We start from the raw sequence: 15,323 nt of genomic DNA, 5'->3' as shown, positions 1-15,323 counted from the left end.
TTTGGGATGAAAATGTATGACGTAACTGCCACAGTGTACGAAGGAATGACTGTCTATAAGAACAAGCCGGAAAAACAACCGAAAATACAGACGGTTACCAATGGATATGTAACGGAATCGCGAATCGATATGGACCTGCATACAGGTACACATGTCGATGCTCCGCTTCACATGGTGAATGCTGGCAATACGTTTGAAAGCATTTCATTAGAGAAGCTGGTAGGCAGCTGCAAGGTTCTCGATCTGACTGCGGTAGAGGACAGGATTACGCGTGCTGACTTGGAGAGCTTCGACCTTGCACAAGGAGATTTCGTGCTGTTTAAAACGAAGAACTCTTTCGAAGAGGCGTTTTCCTTTGAATTCATCTTTCTGTCTGAGGAAGGAGCAGAGTATTTGAGTGAGCTTGGGGTGCGAGGAATTGGTACCGATGCACTCGGTATCGAACGCAGTCAGGAAGGACACCCAACGCACAAGAAGCTGTTTGCAGCGGGAGTGATTGTGGTGGAGGGATTGCGGCTTGCAGAGGTCCCGGCAGGCGAGTATTTTATGGTTGCAGCCCCACTCAAGCTGACCGGCACCGATGCAGCCCCGGCAAGGGTCCTTTTGTTTGAAGGCTTACATAGCTGATCAAGAGAGCAAGGACAGCATCAAGTCTTGGAGAAAGCGGAACGTATCCAATCCACTAGCAAATAAATGACCGGGATCAATTCCGCAATCATGATAAAGTTAACGAGTCCAGAGTACCGCATTTTAGCGAAGCTTGTGCCGGATTTGTCCATGAACAGTGCCAAGCCAACGATTATAGCCGTCATGGACAAGGAAAACGGTTTGTGATCCTTCAAGGAAAAGGTTTGGGTAAGAACGATAACGGCCAAGTACAAGAGCAAGCTAATTTTTATAAAGAGACTGGATAGCCATACGGCAATGAGAACGGGGTCCAGGTTTTCTAAGAAACTACCAGCCCGAATAAAACGGATGAGCTCTAGCTCGGGGTAAATTAACGAACCTGCCAGTTGAGGGCCAAAAATAAGAATTGCCGGGATCATGTTCGCCAAGACGATGATAATGGACGTGAGGGTTGCATAGGCTAGTGATCTCATGGTTCGCTCAGGATGTGAAAAGTACGGAAACAGATACAGAACGAATGCCATTTCTCCATAGAGAGCGGTAACCAAATAACTGGCTTTCCAAATCTTTCTGGTCTCAAAGTGATTGAATAGGGCGACGGACATCTCGACATTCATGTCTCTTACTACGAACAAAGGGATGACAATGCTGCCAATTATACTGAGAAAAAAGATTCCTTGGGCGCATTTGAAAATGGTCTGAACGCCCGAACGAACAGCGTATGCGACACATATCGCGAACAAAGAAGTCACTGCCCACTCCGGAGTATCTGGCAAATAAACTTCAATAATGAAATCCTGCAAATTTCGCAGGCCGAAGGCTGCGGAAAACAAGAAGGAGAATATCATAAAAAAAATCAAAGGATAATGAAGCCAGCTCCCAACGATGCTTTTACCATAATTCCCAAAGAATTGTGTCGGTCTTTTCATTGCCAATCGACAGGATAAATAAGTGATGACATAGCCGCCGAAGGAGCCTATCAATAAAGGAAGCCATGCAGAAAACTGGGCTTCTTCGATCAATAAGCTCAAACGGAATCCGAGTATCGTTGTAAAAAGAAATTGAGTAAACAGCATGTAAATCTGGGATGGGGAGATTTGTCCGAGAGGGCTCGTCAATTTATTCACCTCTATTCAGGCAGCTTGTCAAAGGGATAGAAAAAACTTTCTATGAACGCCGACATGGAAAAGGTATCTCTGAAGAAAAACAAGGCTTCAAAACAAAGAAAAAGAAAGGCATTTGTGCTCATCACGATAAAAATGGTGCGGGCATTGCGGTTTTTTTGTTTCAAGTACCGCCATTCCACATAAAAAATGGAGAAAAACAGGAGCGCGATGATGATCATTCGACTGCCTCCCATTTGCCTGGCGAATAAACGCGGGTAGGCTTCTTCACTGTACCCAGTCTTTTAATTGTAATATCGACCTTAGGGTTGAAATTAACCTGATCGCGGTAGTACTCCCTCCAATTAGAAGCAATAGCCTTCCACTGCTTTGGGTAATACCAATCGAGATAAGCAGCAAATTGAAATGGATCTGCACCTACCTTCCTTGTTTTCGCAATCGCCCTGCTCATTCGTTCCTCAACTACTGCCTCCAGTTTTTGCTCCAGCTTCAACCGCTCCTTTTGGTCTTGCAGATTCACATTTGATTCAGATGAGATCAGCGATGCTTCTGCGCTGGTCTGAATCTCTATGGTTATTTGTGAACCAGAGATGACCGGTTTTATTCGGGTTTGGATTCGATTGACGATGTAATTGAGATACTTGTGATCTGTTGGGGAGGGCACCGAAATCTGCGCGGTTTTCATTTGATTAAGAATCCACATGACTCCTCGCATGTCGTCCATGCTGAGTACCGTCACCAATTTCCCTTGTTTGAAAATAGCTGCACCGTCATTTCCCATCCACTTTTGTTCTTGCTTTTTTTCACTGGGAATTCTTTTTTCTTCAAATTTCAGCATGGGCAGGACTATGTCGCCTCCATAGTAGGTGGACATGAGGACATCATTAATCGTTGTACTGATTGCTACGTTATCTCTTTCATAGGCTAGTAAAATGTCCGCAGGAAATCGTTCGATGATGATGGGGATGGAAGCGACTTCTTTGGCTTTTCCAGGTGTAACAAACAGGATTGTATTAATATGGAATCGAGGTTCGCGGGCAGCAAAATCCAGAATCGGGGTTATGCCTTCCTCCGCAAGCTCTTTACCAATAATAATGACGCCGGTTTGGCCAAACGTAATTCTGCGTGGCATATCTGCCTGGATAGAGCGGTAGGCTTCTTCGATATCCCGTCCTGATTTGGTAACGTAAGTGTAGGGAGCACCGGTTAACTCTCCTGAACCACCTGATAACCCAGGAATCAAACGATTGGGCAACGGAAGACTGAGGGTAAGCTCAATACCAGATTCAGCTTTGTCCAGAAACATCATGCGAGCAAAGCTTCTATCATTAATTTCAACAGCAGACCAGCAACCTGTCAGAAAAAATAAAGGGAGAAAAACGAGAATCGCAACTATCCTTTTGTACATCAGGTTCAATCCTCGTCCTCCTCTATCGTGTAACGGGCCTTTCGTGAATGCCTGCTTTGGCGGATACGATCTACCCCTAAGCTGAATGGCCTTGTTCGCATCATCCACCAGGGGGCACGGATGATCGTGTCCTTCAGATCGCTAAAAACAAAGGGAGTCATGGGGGTCAGATAAGAATATCCAAAAGGACGTAGGTTCGTTAGGTGGATATAAATGATGAGTAACCCGCATGTCATGCCAAACAAGCCAAATAAACCAGCCAGAATCATGATAGGGAATCGCAGAAAGCGAAAGGCCAGACCAAGATCGTATTGAGGGATGATAAATGAGGCAATCCCTGTGAACGAAACAATAATGACCATAGATGCCGAGACGATCCCTGCTTGTACGGCGGCAGTGCCGATAATGAGTGCCCCGATAATGGATACTGCTTGCCCGATTGATTTCGGAATGCGTATAGCTGCTTCTCGTAACGCCTCAAACGATACCTCCATGATGAGAGCCTCAATCAATGCTGGAAAAGGAACCACTTCCCGAGATGCCGTGATCGTTACCAACAATTTGGGAGGGATCATTTCCGGGTGAAACGTAGTAATTGCAATATAAGAAGATGGCAATAACAGCGAAATAATAACAAAAAGGTAACGTAGCCAGCGAATCCACGTGCTGGCAAAAAAACGTTGATAATAGTCTTCGGCTGATTGGAGAAGCATGAACAGAGTGACAGGTGCAAGAACAACCGTGGGTGTGCCATCCACGATGATACCGACCCGTCCTTCCAACAGCGAAGCAACGACAACGTCAGGCCGTTCCGTAAATTGTACTTGGGGAAATGGAGAAAAGGGGGAGTAATCCATTGCTTCCTCCAGAAAACTGCTGCCAAATACACTGTCTACTTTTATTTGTGTCAACCGATTCCGAACTTCGTCAACTAATTCATTCTTGCATATTCCCTGCACATACATGATGATTACAGTCGTGTTCGTATGCTTGCCAATCTGCAGTGTTTCCGACTTGAGATCGGGAGACTTCAATCGCTTCCTGATGAGGGTGAAGTTATCAACTGCACTTTCAATAAAACTTTCACGTGGACCTCGTACGGTAGCTTCATTAGGTGGCTCATCGATGTCTCGTTTTTTATGCGAAGCAAGAGGCAAGGCGATCATTCTCTTTTCTCCCTCTACAAGCAAAAGCACGTGGCTATTGAGGATAGAAGAGACGCCATCTTTTTTTGTGATGAGATGATAGTCTGTGATAGGTAGCTGCTTCTTCTCAAAAAGGTGGTTACGAAGTTCTGCCTCATCCATAGCCACAGACGATAGGAGGGGGTGCAATACCTCTTCCTGAATCGATTGGATATCGATCATGTTCTGCAAATAAATGAGTGCACAGACTACGTGCTGTCCGACTGAGAAAGTGTGATATACCACATCGGAACGATCGGCTAGTTGTTGACGAAACCACTTGAGTTGATCCTCAAGCGGTTCAATTGAATCCTGTGTCTCCTTCTCTTTCGGATTCGCTGATTTCTTTCTCCATTTCTTAACAGAGGCGATTTTTTTCATCGTACGCACCCTTGCTCATCTTTCATTTATGTGGATAGCCTTACACAAACTACCAGGATTTATTCTTAGTATCAACACGGGGTAAACAACTGTTCAACATGTATGTCTGGCTTGTGTAGAGTAATGGTATAATTTGTTTACAAAGGGAGGGTGAAGATATGCTTAGACGACCGGAAAGAGATGAGTACGCTCATTATTTTGACTATTATGTTGGACTAGTTCCAGAGGGCGAGCTGCAAACGATCCTCACACAACAAGGAGAGAGTGTAGTCGCCTTATTTTCTTCTCTTGCGCAAGAGCAGATTGAATATCGGTATGCCCCTGGAAAATGGACGGTAAAAGAAGTGTTGGGCCATCTCGTGGACTCAGAAAGAATCATGAGTTATCGCTTGCTCCGAATCGCCCGAGGAGACAAGACACCCCTGATTGGGTTTGATGAAAATGCTTTTGTAGAAGGCGCTTTATATCAGCAGCGAGAGCTCTCTGATTTGATAGAGGAGTACAAAGCAGTGCGTAGCTCTACTGTAGCGCAGGTGCGCGGAATCTCGCCAGAAGCGTGGTTGCGTACGGGACTTGCCAACGGTAACCAGCTATCTGCCAGGACATTGGCGTATGTGATTGCAGGACATGAAGCACACCACTGCAAGATTTTGAAAGAAAGATATTTAGGATAGATCGACCCACGATCCACGGAGGTCTTGCATGCGAACGATCCAGACAATCGATTATGTCTCGCCAATCGGCATTATCGAAATCAGTGGAACCGAAGAAGGGGTGTGCTCTATCCTATTCACAGATCGGGAGGAATCCATCCCGCACGAACAAGAAGAAAAATGCCCGCAGCCCCTCCGCGTTTGCAGGCAACAGCTAGAAGAATATTTTGCCGGCACAAGACAAGATTTTACGGTTCCCATGTGGATGGACGGGACAGGTTTCCAAAAAACAGTATGGAACACATTGACCACGATTCCTTATGCACAAAAGATAACGTACACACAGCTAGCCGCGTTAATTGGCAAGGAAAATGCGGTTAGGGCTGTTGGTAATGCCAATGGCAAAAATCGTTTGAACATCATCGTGCCTTGCCACAGACTCATTGGGGCAAACGGGAGCTTAACCGGATATTCGGGTGGATTGTGGAGAAAGGAATGGCTACAGAACCACGAGCGATCACATCAATGGTCACCGAAGCAGAAATGAATGAGCCAATTACATAGGTTGGAAACAGGTTCCTTAAGGTATAGAGATGCCACAAGGATAATAGGGAAGCTCGGTGCAATTCCGACACGGTCCCGCCACTGTAAGAGGGGAGTCAGCGTCAACAAGCCACTGGTCTATGAAATAGACGGGGAAGGCGACGCAAGACGATGATCCCAAAGTCAGGAGACCTGCCTGTTTCGACAACACTGATAGACCTACGGGAGATAGGGAGGTGTTAGAAATGGCTTGCGAAAATCAACGAGTGGACAAGTATGTCCCTCCTTTTCTGGCATTTTCTAACGATCGTACCGGTCGCGAGGAAAATGCTTTTTTATTTTGGGCAAGATACCAGAATAGGAGGGTGTGTGATGATCCAACTTTTCATTTGCCAATGGTGTGGATATATGGAGGAAAAAGAGCTGCCAGAGGAAAGCGAGGAGAGTTTATTTCGTTGCGCGTGCTGCAGCATGGAAGAGGTAGAAAGCCTGTTCGTGATTCACTGAAAGTCTTGCCTAATCAGCTTACAATCAGAAAAGAAAGAATTTTGTTGACGCTCGCCTTGGAATTTCTTAGAATATAGCTCAACAGCATAAATGGTTCTTATCCAGAGAGGTGGAGGGTCTGGCCCGATGAAGCCCGGCAACCGTTGCGTATTGCGACAAGGTGCCAATTCCTGCGGGACGTTTCGTCTCGAAAGATAAGAAGCGGGTTATTCCATCAGTAGATGAACCTTCTTCTTAGCGAAGAAGGTTTTTTTATTTGCCAATTTCATATTTTCTTTATCCAGAGAGGTGGAGGGACTGGCCCGATGAAGCCCGGCAACCGTCATGCATATTTTTGTGACAAGGTGCCAATTCCTGCAGGACATATACGTCCTGGGAGATAAGGAGAGGGAGCACTAGCTGCTAACAAGCCTTCTTCTTATCGAAGATGGCTTTTCTTTTTTCTGTGATACCAAAGCAAACTCTTAAAAAATTTCGGGGTATGAGGTGGTCAGGATGAGTGCAGAAGTAGTACGTGTGGGATTGTTGGGATTGGGAACAGTGGGGGGGGGCGTAATCAAAACGATCCGTTCACAACAGGAGAAGCTGGCTTCTCGTCTGGGAAAACGAATCGAGATCGTCAAAGCATTGGTGCGTGACTCGGAAAAAGAGCGGGCGATTTATGTCGATCCCTCTTTACTGACAACGGATTTCGAGGATGTATTGAAAAGCGATGTGGATATCGTGGTGGAAGTCATGGGTGGTGTAGAACCTACTTATGATTACGTCCGCGCTTTGATAGAAAAGGGTTGCCACGTGGTAACAGCAAACAAAGAGCTCCTCGCGAAAAGAGGAACGGAGCTAGTCGATCTGGCGAATCAGCATCAGGTGCATCTCGCCTATGAAGCGAGTGTCGCTGGGGGCATCCCGATCCTTAGTGTGTTACGGCAGTTCCTCCGTACGAATGATATTTACGGCGTTCGCGGTATTCTCAATGGTACAACGAACTTCATTTTGACGAAAATGGAGGCAGAGCAGCTCTCTTACCAGGAGGTGCTAAAGCAAGCGCAGGAGCTGGGTTATGCGGAAGCGGACCCTCGCTCGGACGTAGAAGGCTTTGACGCCATGTACAAACTGTATATCTTGGCACAGCTTGTCTACGGAGAATCGCTGCCATTAGCTGATGTCGTTCGCAAAGGGATTTCGGATTTATCAGCGGGGCATATCCGGATTGCGAGCGAGCTCGGCTACCGAATCAAGCTGATTGCGCAGGCTTATCAAGCGGATAATGGCATACGCTTGTCTGTTCAGCCAACCATGCTTCCTCAAAGCCATCCTTTGGCGCAAATCCACGATGCGTTTAATGCCGTCCAGCTATCCGGCAATATCGTGGGAGACTTGTTGTTTACAGGAAGAGGAGCGGGGGAGCTCCCTACAGCGAGTGCTGTTGTTGAGGATTTGGCCTATTTGTTGACCCAGCCATTTACGCCGCACCCGACATGGAAGGAAAAAACCGCTGACACAGCCGGGGAAACAGCGGAATCTACAGAACGCTTCCTATGTTATCTCGAAGGTTCATGTCAATCCGCTACACCAGATCGCGTCTTGCATTTCCTTCGGCAGGCAGGAGTAAGCGTGCACAAGCTAAAAGTCCAATTTGACCTAGGTGGAGTATTGCGTGCAGGCTTGATCGTGACAGGTATCAGTGATGAGCACGAGTCCTTGCTGAAAAGTGATTTCGGCTTATCGGTTCGCTGCTTCCCGTTATTGGAGTCGGCTGAATAAAAGCAAACAGGCAGCATCGGCGTTTTCTCACGTGAGAAATACCGCCCCTTGCTGCCTGTCTGCTGATTGATTGTCTTGATGTTGATGTAGAAGCGAGGAGTCAAGAAGAGACTTGTACTCGCCCATCGCTTTGGATCTCGACGCCCTCTGAAATGGACTCGATGCGTTTTAGCAGGGCGGCTCCATTGCTTTCATTCATAGGTACGGCTTGTCCCAATTCTGCATGGAACGGAAGCATCGTTAGCTCACAATCGCCGCTTTTCGTACAGCTCGCCTGAAGGACCATCGACTCCCACGTCTTGGGTTCGCTTGATCGAGTGAAAATGAAATTGCCGAGACTGTACGCAATCCATTTGTCGTTGTAGCGTTCAAAGCCTTGAAGCACGTGGGGATGACCGCCGACGATCAAATCTGCACCAGCATCGATGTACGCGCGAGACAATTCTTTCTGATGATCGACAGGATAATCAGATCGTTCCTTTCCCCAGTGTGCAATGACGACAACGAGGTCTGCGTGGCTGTTCGCCTGCTGAATGGCTTTCACGGCAAGAGCTGGGTCATAGGAGGCGGCCAGACCTGGCTGGGTATTCCCTGCAAACCAGCTCGTTTCGGGAATGACCCTGCTGAAGCCGAGAATCGCGATCTTGATCCCATTCTTTTCGATGAATACAGGTGCATAGGCTCTGCTGGCATCCTTACCTGCCCCTACATATTCAATCTGGTTATCGTCCAATGCGACAAAGGTATCGAGCAAGCCCGGCACCCCTTGGTCCATCGAGTGGTTGTTGGCGAGATTCACCACATCAATCCCAGCTTTTTTCATGGCTGGAACAGCAAGTGGAGACGATTTGTAGACATATGTCTTGTTCTGGGCAGGAACGCCTGTAGCGGTGACAGGAGTCTCCAGATTGGCGATCGTAATATCATCCTGCAAAAATAGCGAGCTTACATGCTTGTACGGATAGTCATAGCTGTTTGCGAGCAAGGTTTTTTCTACATTTCCTGACATCATGATGTCACCGACGAAGGTGAGCTGCACAGAGGATTTTTGATGAACGGTGTTGTCAGGAACTGGTTGTATGTTAGGGTTGGCATTTTTCCCATCATGGTTCATAACGGTATCGACCACATAGTAGGTTCCGACGACGAAGATTGCCAACATACTAAAAAGGAGTGTGTTTTTTCCTGCTCGTACCCATTTTCTACGTGCTTGCTTGCGTCGGGCTTGTACCCGACTCTTTCTGGACTCGTTCATTTTTCCCCCTAACATTCCTATCAATAGATAAATGAATTTTGATATCCTATAAGTAATACGAAAAGAGGCGAAAAAAGGTGCGATTAACTTTTGATCACTTGGTACATTTTGTACAACGAACACCTCAGGAAGCATCCGAATTATTTTGCGAAGCGGGCTTTCATGCAGTAGCGGGTGGGCGCCATGCGTCGTGGGGGACATGGAATAGCCTTAGTTATTTCGGGCTTTCGTATGTTGAATTTTTGGCGGTAGAGCATAAAGAGCTGGCTCGACAATCAGACAACCCGCTGATACGGCAATGCATCGAGGATGAGGCAACCGGAGAAGGCTTCGGACAGATTGCGCTCCGTACGAATGAGATGGATAAGTGGGCAGAGCGACTTCGGAGTCAAGGTATGCATGTTACTGGGCCTGTTGAGGGGAGGCGTACTCGTGACGACGGAACGACGCTTCGTTGGCGGATGTTGTTCCTTGAAGATGCTGACAGTGCTCTTCTACCGCCATTTCTCATTGAATGGCAGCAAACGGACGAAGAGCGCATAGAAGATTTGGCGAAGCGTGGCATTGTAGCTGCACATCCGAATGGGGCTTCCCATCTCCAATCGATAGGCTATGCCGTGGCTGATCTTGATGTAGCAACTGCTCGCTGGCACAGCTGGTTCGGATGGGAAAAAGGTGAAAAATTCCACAATAAGGAAGTGGGGGCCATCTGCCAAGCATTTGAGCTTCCGGGTGGAAACATTGTGCTCTGTCAACCGACAGAGGAGGGCTTGGCGCATTCTGCATGGAGCACTCGTGGGCAAAGACCGTTTTTTGCGAGGCTGGCAGGAACAGGCAAGGAAAGCGAGTATAAGATTTGTGGAGGTTCTTACTTTCTAACAGCGCTGGAATAGTCGTTTAGAGGAGATGGAGGCGTACATATGGGGTCACCTCGGCATATTGTTTCTGCAGCAGCGATTATCATCAATGAGCGTCAGGAGATTTTATTGATCAAGGGTCCGCGAAGAGGATGGGAAATGCCTGGTGGAAAAGTAGAAGAGGGAGAATCAATTATGCAGGCAGCCATTAGAGAGACGAAGGAAGAATGCGGTTTAGAGATCGAAGTGACGAAGTTTTGCGGCATTTTTCAAAATGTTAGAAAAAGCCGTTGTCATACATTATTTTTAGCCAAGCCAATCGGGGGAGAGTTGATAACAACCCCAGAATGCTTGGAGGCAGGCTTTTTCCCGGTGAAGGAAGCTTTGGAGATGATCACCTGGAAAAACTTCCGACAACGCATTGAGCTGTGTTTGCGGGAAGATGAACAGCCTTTTTACGTAGAATTTTAATTTTGGGCAGGAAGAGGAGTATAAAATGATAGAAGCTATAGATAAGTTTACCTATCAAGAGAGGTACCAATGCTGGGATGGGTCTATCATTGTAACTAGCACGAATGCGTTGTTCGGGGAACATGAAATCGAATTACCCGCCTATATGGAAAGCACGAGCACAACCATGACCGAAGAAGAATATCAAACGGTTTGCTACATAAAAAATAATTTTACTTCTATTTACTATGCGATCTTGCAGACTTTGTTTGCGTGGCAAGAAAAAGGCTTTTGTTTCGAGCGATATGATAGGGAGACGCATGCGTTTCATCCGATTGAGTTTACTTGTGCGGAAGACATCCATTCTTATATAGGGATGCCTACCGTGGAAATCATCAGTGGCTATGTGAAAGAGGGGTACGCATTCTTTGCCGTGTATTTTTCAGATTGCTTGCTGTCAATCGAGCATGGACTAACAGCTCTCTTTCAAAAGAATAAATGTATCGATATCGATGCGTCAGATACCCGCTCCTTGATCGAGACACTTGAGCACTTCGAGGAGGATTGCGCCAAGTGGAAGCGCGACTTCTGGAAAGTGAAAGACGAGCTGGGCACCAGGTTTTTTGACGAGAGGGATTTGGTTCGAGAAAAATGGTTAGGGAGTGGTCGCTGAGCAAGAAAAAAACCATCTCGCAGTCGGAGATGGTTTTCGTGTCTTATCGTGCTTTCCTGGATCAGTGAGTACCAAACGTTTTCTTCTGCAATTGACGGTACATGAATAGCATGGCGATTCGCCAAGGTAAGAGCATTCCGAATGCGAGCAAGAAGAATAGTCCACCCGTTTGAATCGGTGTAAAGCTATCATTCATCACCAGTTTAATAATCAGCCGGATGACCAACAGACCGGACAAAATGAAGAAAAACGCACGAGACCGTTTTAAATACACGTCTTGACCGATGATTTCGAAGCGTGAAGTCATAATCAACGGAATCGAAAAGAATAATCCAACCACGAAGGCAGCAATATCAAACTTGGGTGGTAATTGCGCCTCTGGGAACAAGAACATCGCAAACCCTGTCGCCATAAAGAAGGGTGGCAAAATAATGCTTTTTGCAGAAGCCGGCTTTTTCTGCCGACGCATTCTCACAAAAATCACTGCAATAGCCATCACGAGAGGCAGCAGGATTCCCAGAACGGGAGATGAAAGTATCTGCATGGAAAACGCCTCCATAAAAGTTCAACGTACATTCATAAGTGTACACCAAACACTGGTTTTGGGGAAAGCGTTTGTCAGGTTTTCCTACAAACCGAGACTAAGCGGCAGCTTCATCGTTAGCACGTACATCCAGCTTATGTTTTTTACTGAATAAAAAAGTCAGGACGCCAAAGATCAAAGTCACTGTCCCGATGAAGATCAGGTAGCCGCTTATGCCGAGAATGTCCAGCCCGACCCCTGTAATCGCAAGCGCCAACAAGAAGAAGCCTCGATCCAGCATGCTTTTAAAGGAAAAGAATCTCCCCTGCTGGTGAGGAGGCAGGCGCTTCTGAAAAATCGTTGCGATGACTGGGAAGAAGAACGCGACGACAAAGCCGAATACGGAGAAGGAAGCAAGCACCATGAATTTGTTATCGGCGACAGACATACCGAACTGGGAAATGGCGAAGAAAAAGAGCATGACGGTGGACGCTGCCACGAGGTTTCTACTGCCAATCCAGCGTTTGGCCAAGAGTCCCCCTATCAAAATGCTGATACCTTCCGTTGCGTAAATCCATCCCATCAGCTGAGGCTCCTGTTGCAGCTCGCTAAAGTTCAAGATCATCAGGTTCACACCGCCAAGGAACAAGGTGATCAAGCCGTTATTGATTAATCCAACAAACAAGGCCGGGTCTTGCTTAGAGATCGTCAGTACTTCACGAAACTCCACTTTTTCCTGAATTTTCCGAGAAGTGACTGGAGGAATTCGGAGAAAGAGAGTAACGACAGCGAGTACAGCATACGCGATGATCGAGCACACATACAGCATGGACAGCTCCATGGACACCACCAGTATACCACCAATAGCTGTTCCTCCGATGCGCGACAGGGTTGAAATATTCAAGTAAGCACTGTTCGCCTTGAGCAACTCGTCCTGTGACAGGATGGCGGGCAAGGAAGCCTGCACGGTTGGAAAATAAAATGCAGCGGAGCATTGCATCACGATCAAAGATGCGATCATCCACAGAAGAGAATCGTTTGCAAGAGCAGGGAACATAAAGACAGGGCTTAGCGTTCGGATCAAGCTGGCATACAGCATGATCTTGCCTTTGTCGTACATGTCAATCACCACACCTGCCTTAGGGGCGAGGAGAATGCTGACCACCAATCCACACATCAGAATCAAGCCCTTCACCGTATCAGAAGGAACGAGTTTCTGCATGAACGAAAGATTGGCAATAATCGAAATCCACATGCCCGCTCCTGCGACGATCTCTCCACTCATTAAAAGCAGAAAGGTTCGGTTACGCCACAACATGAGAGCCACTCCAAACATTGGTTAGTTAGGTAAAAATTTGAACCGATCAATTTCTTTTGAAAAACGATTTCTCTAGTATAGCATTCGCTCAAACGATTGTATATTTATTGTCATTGTGGGTATGCTTCGTATTCATAGCGGACAAACTAACGCGAGACTGCGGCCATTTCGCCCAAAAGGAGCTATTCGTAAATGGCGCGAAAACGAACGTTACTGCTATTGATCGTATATGGATTTGCTGCGACCCTCACTATCTTTTATGGACTAGTGGAAAAGCATAGCGTCATTGTCACGTTTGTTTCTTTCCATGTGCTGGTTTGTATTTGCATACCCATCGTTCATGGATGGTGGGAAGGAGAGCTGCGGAATCATTGGCGTTCGGCATGGGGAAGCTTTGAGTGGCACGGTGTGTTTTACGGGCTGGCATTTGGCGTTCTCATGCTGACAGGGGTGCTGGCCGGGCTTTGGCTGCTCCTGCAAGAAGCGGGAAGACCAGAAGCTGTGCGAAAAGGAATGGAAGCATGGGGAATCGAGAGCCGCTGGATTTGGGGTTTTTCCTTTTACCTTGTGTTTATTAATTCCCTTTTGGAGGAGCTGTTCTGGAGAGGCTTCGTATTACAGCGCCTGCTCTCATCCTTATCTCTATGGAAATCGATATTTCTTTCCAGCTTTTTTTACACCCTGTATCACCTCATTATTGCTACCATCCTGTTCGGATTCGTAAACGGATTGATGATTACGTTTATGGTTTTTAGTGCAGGGATCCTATGGGGGTGGATGAAAGGTTTGTTTCCTTCCATTTATCCAATCTGGTTTAGTCACTTGCTCGCAGATCTGGGTCTCGCATTGGCAGTCGTTCTCTGGATTTATTAATCTGAGATGAGGGGGAAATCTTTTGCTCGCGATTTATGAAGAAACGAGACTACGCAAGCGATTGCTCAGTATACTTCGGCAAAACAGTGAGGCGTTTCAGCTCTATTATGATACGTACGGTTATACCCCGATTGAGCCGCTAATCGAATATCTTCATACGTTGAAAGGATGCGCATTCGTAAACCGCCATGATCTTCGGCAAGTCGTCGAATATGATCCCGAGCGGAGTATCGAATGGGATGGAGGGGAACTCATTCGCGCTACCTATGGATTTCTGCCCACGGTCGCGAAAAGCAGGCGAACGAAGATGGTACCCCCTGATGTTCTTTATTATGGAACTCATCGAAGGCTGTTGAAGCAAGTACTCACCGGCGGGTTGCTGCCGATTGCCAGTGAGTATGTGCAGCTTGCGGCTAGACCAGAGCATATCGGCAAGCCAATCGGCACACTGCACCTTGTAACCGTGAATGCGAGTGCAGCCTATGAAGCGGGTATTTGCTTTTACCAAGTGGGTGATCATTATTATTTGAGTGACGCTATTCCAGCAAGCTATTTACAGGTGTACACGGATTAGTTTGAATCATTGTTTCGACGAGCTTCACGCATTTGCAGCTGTTGCAGGCGCAGAGACAGGACGTCGCTTCGGTCCCGCAGCGTATGCTTATTCAATAAATACGAGTCTTGCATATCGCTTTCCCGATTTTCCGGGTGATTCAGCCGCGAACAAGCCTCTTGGTAAGCCTGTTTTAATGTTGCTTCACTCATGGGCAAGGACAGACTTCGATAGGGCTTGCCATTGTGCATTTCCATCAGTCGCTCTTCAAGCATGCTTGCAAGTTGGGCACTATCTAGCCCAAGCTTTTGGATGTCTCGATGGTGTTTTTTGATGATGGATGTGGCACTTGTGAGCATTTTGATTGCTCCAGGTTGGTTGCCGCGTCTCTGATGGTACAAGGCAACAGCGATTTGAATGAGTCCAACCCAGACAGGCTGTCTTTCTTGTGGGGGAGCGCTTTTCCAATACTCCTCCAAAATCTCATGACACTCGAAATAATCACGTTCTACATGAAACTGGATCAAATAATCCAGATACGGTTGCGGATACATGGTGCCCTTCACCTCACTGCTTGGTTTTCAATGGTTCGTTTATGTACTATTATAAAGCATAGAGAGTAGAAAAAGA

18 protein-coding genes and 3 riboswitches are annotated in these 15,323 nt (G+C 46.9%); of the genes, 10 read left to right on the top strand and 8 right to left on the bottom strand.

Annotated elements, in window-relative coordinates; genetic code table 11:
* Positions 1 to 6: 6 nt before the first annotated feature.
* The gene (locus AB1L17_RS18820; RefSeq protein WP_412846616.1) at positions 7 to 627 is read left to right on the top strand and encodes a cyclase family protein; all 621 of its coding nucleotides are present in this window, start codon (positions 7 to 9) and stop codon (positions 625 to 627) included.
* A gap of 20 nt (positions 628 to 647) precedes the next feature.
* On the opposite strand, the gene AB1L17_RS18815 is transcribed toward AB1L17_RS18820, so the two are convergent.
* From AB1L17_RS18815 to AB1L17_RS18800, 4 genes are read right to left on the bottom strand one after another with little or no spacing between them, the layout of a single operon-like run.
* Positions 648 to 1,745, bottom strand: a complete 1,098-nt coding sequence (locus tag AB1L17_RS18815; RefSeq protein WP_412846615.1) for a GerAB/ArcD/ProY family transporter — start codon at positions 1,743 to 1,745, stop codon at positions 648 to 650.
* An 11-nt stretch (positions 1,746 to 1,756) separates the two neighbouring features.
* Positions 1,757 to 1,972, bottom strand: coding sequence for a hypothetical protein (locus tag AB1L17_RS18810; protein WP_412846614.1), 216 nt, complete (start codon positions 1,970 to 1,972; stop codon positions 1,757 to 1,759).
* Positions 1,969 to 3,159 (bottom strand): Ger(x)C family spore germination protein, encoded by a 1,191-nt coding sequence (locus AB1L17_RS18805; protein ID WP_412846703.1) that lies wholly within the window; start codon positions 3,157 to 3,159, stop codon positions 1,969 to 1,971. The genes AB1L17_RS18810 and AB1L17_RS18805 overlap by 4 nt, the downstream gene beginning before the upstream one ends.
* Positions 3,160 to 3,164: 5 nt before the next feature.
* On the bottom strand, positions 3,165 to 4,724 hold the full coding sequence (locus tag AB1L17_RS18800) for a spore germination protein (protein WP_412846613.1): 1,560 nt from the start codon (positions 4,722 to 4,724) through the stop codon (positions 3,165 to 3,167).
* A gap of 158 nt (positions 4,725 to 4,882) precedes the next feature.
* Here AB1L17_RS18800 and AB1L17_RS18795 point away from each other — a divergent pair, with 158 nt between their 5' ends.
* From AB1L17_RS18795 to AB1L17_RS18780, 4 genes are all read left to right on the top strand, one after another.
* Positions 4,883 to 5,398: a DinB family protein gene (locus AB1L17_RS18795; protein ID WP_412846612.1), complete on the top strand. Its 516-nt coding sequence runs from the start codon at positions 4,883 to 4,885 to the stop codon at positions 5,396 to 5,398.
* Positions 5,399 to 5,426: 28 nt separating this feature from the next.
* Positions 5,427 to 5,924, top strand: coding sequence for a methylated-DNA--[protein]-cysteine S-methyltransferase (locus AB1L17_RS18790; RefSeq protein WP_412846611.1), 498 nt, complete (start codon positions 5,427 to 5,429; stop codon positions 5,922 to 5,924).
* Between the two features lie 9 nt (positions 5,925 to 5,933).
* Positions 5,934 to 6,134, top strand: a riboswitch (cobalamin riboswitch).
* 31 nt (positions 6,135 to 6,165) lie between these two features.
* Positions 6,166 to 6,504 (top strand): hypothetical protein, encoded by a 339-nt coding sequence (locus tag AB1L17_RS18785; RefSeq protein ID WP_412846610.1) that lies wholly within the window; start codon positions 6,166 to 6,168, stop codon positions 6,502 to 6,504.
* 17 nt (positions 6,505 to 6,521) lie between these two features.
* Positions 6,522 to 6,628: riboswitch (SAM riboswitch) on the top strand.
* A 72-nt stretch (positions 6,629 to 6,700) separates the two neighbouring features.
* Positions 6,701 to 6,813: riboswitch (SAM riboswitch) on the top strand.
* A gap of 109 nt (positions 6,814 to 6,922) precedes the next feature.
* Positions 6,923 to 8,191 carry a homoserine dehydrogenase family protein gene (locus AB1L17_RS18780; protein ID WP_412846609.1) on the top strand — a complete coding sequence of 423 codons (1,269 nt, stop codon included), beginning with the start codon at positions 6,923 to 6,925 and terminating at the stop codon, positions 8,189 to 8,191.
* Positions 8,192 to 8,291: 100 nt separating this feature from the next.
* On the opposite strand, the gene AB1L17_RS18775 is transcribed toward AB1L17_RS18780, so the two are convergent.
* A complete protein-coding gene (locus AB1L17_RS18775; protein WP_412846608.1) occupies positions 8,292 to 9,446 on the bottom strand; it encodes a CapA family protein in 1,155 nt (384 codons plus the stop codon).
* A gap of 77 nt (positions 9,447 to 9,523) precedes the next feature.
* On the opposite strand from AB1L17_RS18775, the gene AB1L17_RS18770 reads away from it, so the two are divergent.
* Genes AB1L17_RS18770 through AB1L17_RS18760 form a run of 3 tightly spaced genes read left to right on the top strand, consistent with a single transcriptional unit; the run spans position 9,524 to position 11,426 of the window.
* Complete coding sequence (locus tag AB1L17_RS18770) at positions 9,524 to 10,339, top strand: VOC family protein (protein WP_412846607.1); 816 nt, start codon at positions 9,524 to 9,526, stop codon at positions 10,337 to 10,339.
* Positions 10,340 to 10,366: 27 nt separating this feature from the next.
* Positions 10,367 to 10,774 (top strand): NUDIX hydrolase, encoded by a 408-nt coding sequence (locus AB1L17_RS18765; protein WP_412846606.1) that lies wholly within the window; start codon positions 10,367 to 10,369, stop codon positions 10,772 to 10,774.
* A 25-nt stretch (positions 10,775 to 10,799) separates the two neighbouring features.
* The gene (locus AB1L17_RS18760) at positions 10,800 to 11,426 is read left to right on the top strand and encodes a hypothetical protein (RefSeq protein WP_412846605.1); all 627 of its coding nucleotides are present in this window, start codon (positions 10,800 to 10,802) and stop codon (positions 11,424 to 11,426) included.
* A gap of 61 nt (positions 11,427 to 11,487) precedes the next feature.
* Here AB1L17_RS18760 and AB1L17_RS18755 read toward each other — a convergent pair whose 3' ends face one another.
* On the bottom strand, positions 11,488 to 11,970 hold the full coding sequence (locus tag AB1L17_RS18755; RefSeq protein ID WP_412846604.1) for a CcdC family protein: 483 nt from the start codon (positions 11,968 to 11,970) through the stop codon (positions 11,488 to 11,490).
* Positions 11,971 to 12,067: 97 nt separating this feature from the next.
* Positions 12,068 to 13,267 (bottom strand): MFS transporter, encoded by a 1,200-nt coding sequence (locus tag AB1L17_RS18750; protein WP_412846603.1) that lies wholly within the window; start codon positions 13,265 to 13,267, stop codon positions 12,068 to 12,070.
* Positions 13,268 to 13,459: 192 nt separating this feature from the next.
* Between AB1L17_RS18750 and AB1L17_RS18745 the strand changes: the two genes are divergently transcribed.
* A complete protein-coding gene (locus tag AB1L17_RS18745) occupies positions 13,460 to 14,140 on the top strand; it encodes a CPBP family glutamic-type intramembrane protease (protein ID WP_412846602.1) in 681 nt (226 codons plus the stop codon).
* 22 nt (positions 14,141 to 14,162) lie between these two features.
* A complete protein-coding gene (locus AB1L17_RS18740) occupies positions 14,163 to 14,714 on the top strand; it encodes an RNA 2'-phosphotransferase (protein ID WP_412846601.1) in 552 nt (183 codons plus the stop codon).
* Here the strand turns inward: AB1L17_RS18740 and AB1L17_RS18735 are convergent.
* On the bottom strand, positions 14,711 to 15,247 hold the full coding sequence (locus tag AB1L17_RS18735; RefSeq protein ID WP_412846600.1) for a DUF309 domain-containing protein: 537 nt from the start codon (positions 15,245 to 15,247) through the stop codon (positions 14,711 to 14,713). The two genes, AB1L17_RS18740 and AB1L17_RS18735, sit on opposite strands and share 4 nt — an antisense overlap.
* Between the last annotated feature and the right edge of the window lie 76 nt (positions 15,248 to 15,323).

The organism is Brevibacillus jepli (assembly GCF_047229145.1).
Classification (GTDB): Bacteria; Bacillota; Bacilli; order Brevibacillales; family Brevibacillaceae; genus Brevibacillus.
The sequence above is the reverse complement of the archived record's forward strand: the minus strand, read 5'-3'. Positions and strand labels throughout refer to the sequence as shown.